Source organism: Lentilactobacillus sp., from assembly GCF_040773105.1.
Lineage (GTDB): Bacteria > Bacillota > Bacilli > Lactobacillales > Lactobacillaceae > Lentilactobacillus > Lentilactobacillus parabuchneri.
The window spans coordinates 1-1,946 of record NZ_JAXGWW010000309.1 but is presented as its reverse complement, the minus strand read 5'-3'; the positions used below and the strand labels follow the sequence as shown (position 1 = coordinate 1,946).

The 1,946-nt window shown below is 42.2% G+C and carries 3 protein-coding genes; 1 reads left to right on the top strand and 2 read right to left on the bottom strand.

What is annotated here, in order from left to right; all coding sequences use genetic code 11:
- Both AB3112_RS11105 and AB3112_RS11100 read right to left on the bottom strand, forming a co-directional pair.
- Positions 1 to 614, bottom strand: a 614-nt coding sequence (locus AB3112_RS11105; protein WP_367334527.1) for a hypothetical protein, incomplete at its 3' end; no start/stop codon positions are given.
- A 26-nt stretch (positions 615 to 640) separates the two neighbouring features.
- Positions 641 to 970, bottom strand: a complete 330-nt coding sequence (locus AB3112_RS11100; protein WP_057909346.1) for a hypothetical protein — start codon at positions 968 to 970, stop codon at positions 641 to 643.
- 167 nt (positions 971 to 1,137) lie between these two features.
- On the opposite strand from AB3112_RS11100, the gene AB3112_RS11095 reads away from it, so the two are divergent.
- A partial coding sequence (locus tag AB3112_RS11095; RefSeq protein WP_367334526.1) for a serine hydrolase domain-containing protein occupies positions 1,138 to 1,946 on the top strand: 809 nt, incomplete at its 3' end.

The window sequence follows — 1,946 nt, the reverse complement described above, 5'->3', positions numbered from 1 at the left end:
TCATAATATGTGTCAGCTTTATCCCGCAGTTGATTGGTTTCAAGTGTCTTTAGGTTCAGCTTCTGAAGGGTTGATTTCTTAAAGGTCGACTTCACAATTGTCTTTTTTTGACCATTGCCGACGTTTCGATTAAAAACAATTTCAAACTCATTGAATTGCTGGTACTTGGAATTCTTGATGGCTTTTAAAATTGCGATCGTGGTTAAGCGAAATGATTCTTTTGTATCCCGCTTATCGGTGACTTCAATGGTCACAACCTGTCCACGCGAGCTGAACTTGGTCTGGTGAACAAACAACAGTGTTCTAGTTGTACTCAGGGTTTGTTTGACGGAAGCCTCCGTTGTTTTCGTGGGGGTTTGCTGCTTTGATTTGGCCTTTTTTTCCGTACGAGCTTCCTGCTCGGCATTTCCCTTTTTAATCACATTTTTGCCCTGTGGGGTGTTGAAAAAAAGCGTCCCAAAGACGGCCATTAACACTAATGAAATTAACGCATATTTGCCGTAAGGATACTTTCCCTTCTTACCGGTCGTTTTGAAGTACACAAACATCGCAAAGAAAATAACCATCGCATAAGACGACAGCTTGGTAATTACATCGAATAACTGACTAATCAAATCAAATTTCCTCCTTGCTTTTGCGTTTATTCAAACGACAGATCGATTAAATACTTGTGCTTATCAACAAGGTGGGAACTTGTGACCCAAAGCTCATGATAACTGGCATCTTTCACTTTAGTCTGGTCATGAAAAAAGTCCAGTAAGTCACTGTACATCGACATAAAATCCGGTGACATCAAATTAACCATCAAGCGTTGTTTAGGAAAGTAAATTTCCGGATTGCCCAGTTTAACATCGTCATCCAGATACATTTCGACAACGTTGTCATAAACATCACGCTTGGTTTCGACTTTGTCCGGGTGGGATTTAATATATGAAAGAACGTGATAAATTGTGTCTGAGTTACTTGCCACGTTTATTTCCTCCAATCTGTGAACCGTTTACCTTCTAATTGTACCAAATCTAACTTGATTAAGGGCATCTTTTCGTAATTGCCTGGATTTGAGGCGACTTTATCCCAAAAGCGTTTAGCGTTAAAATTAAAACCATTAATGCGTCTCAGAAACGAGGGGGATCCTTGATGAAGTATTCAAAAACAATTGCCAAAATGCATCAATTTGTCGACGCTGGGATCATCCCCGGGGTCAGCTTTGGAATCCTTGACAATGATGAAGAGATCACCGATTATTTTGGCCAACAGGAATTAGTCCCTAACCGGATTGCTTTGCATCCTGGAGAACTATACGATTTGGCATCATTAACCAAGGTCGTTGGCACAACCAATCTGATTTTACGGTTACTTGTTACCGGCAAGATCTCTTTAGACGACTCTTTGAGCACCTATTTTCCCGAGTGGCAGTCAACACAAGTAACGATTCGCCACTTATTGACCCATACGTCGGATATCGTTGGGTATATCCCCAATCGAAACCAGCTGCCAAAGGATCAATTAATGTCGGCACTGCTTCAGTTGAAGAGTGGGCCGGATATTGGGAAGGTCGTTCATTATCAGGACTACAACTTTATTTTCTTGGGTTGGATCGCAACGAAGGTGTTGGGAAAACCCGTTCAGAAACTGATTAACGATTATGTCTTGGAGCCGTTGGAGTTGGGGCAGGCCACTTTTCAGCCTCAAGACATCACAAATGTGGTCCCAACTGAAAATATTCCAGGTCAGGGCTTAATTCGCGGGACTGTCCATGATCCAAAGGCACGGATTTTAGGCGCTGACTGTGGCTCTGCGGGATTATTTGACTCATTATCGGACTTGATGCATTTTTCCCGTTGGGTTTTAGGGGATGTCCAATATCCTGATTTTCTTCCTGACGAATGGTTGGATCAACTGTTTGTCGATCAGACGCCCGGTCATATGAATAATCGCTCGTTTGG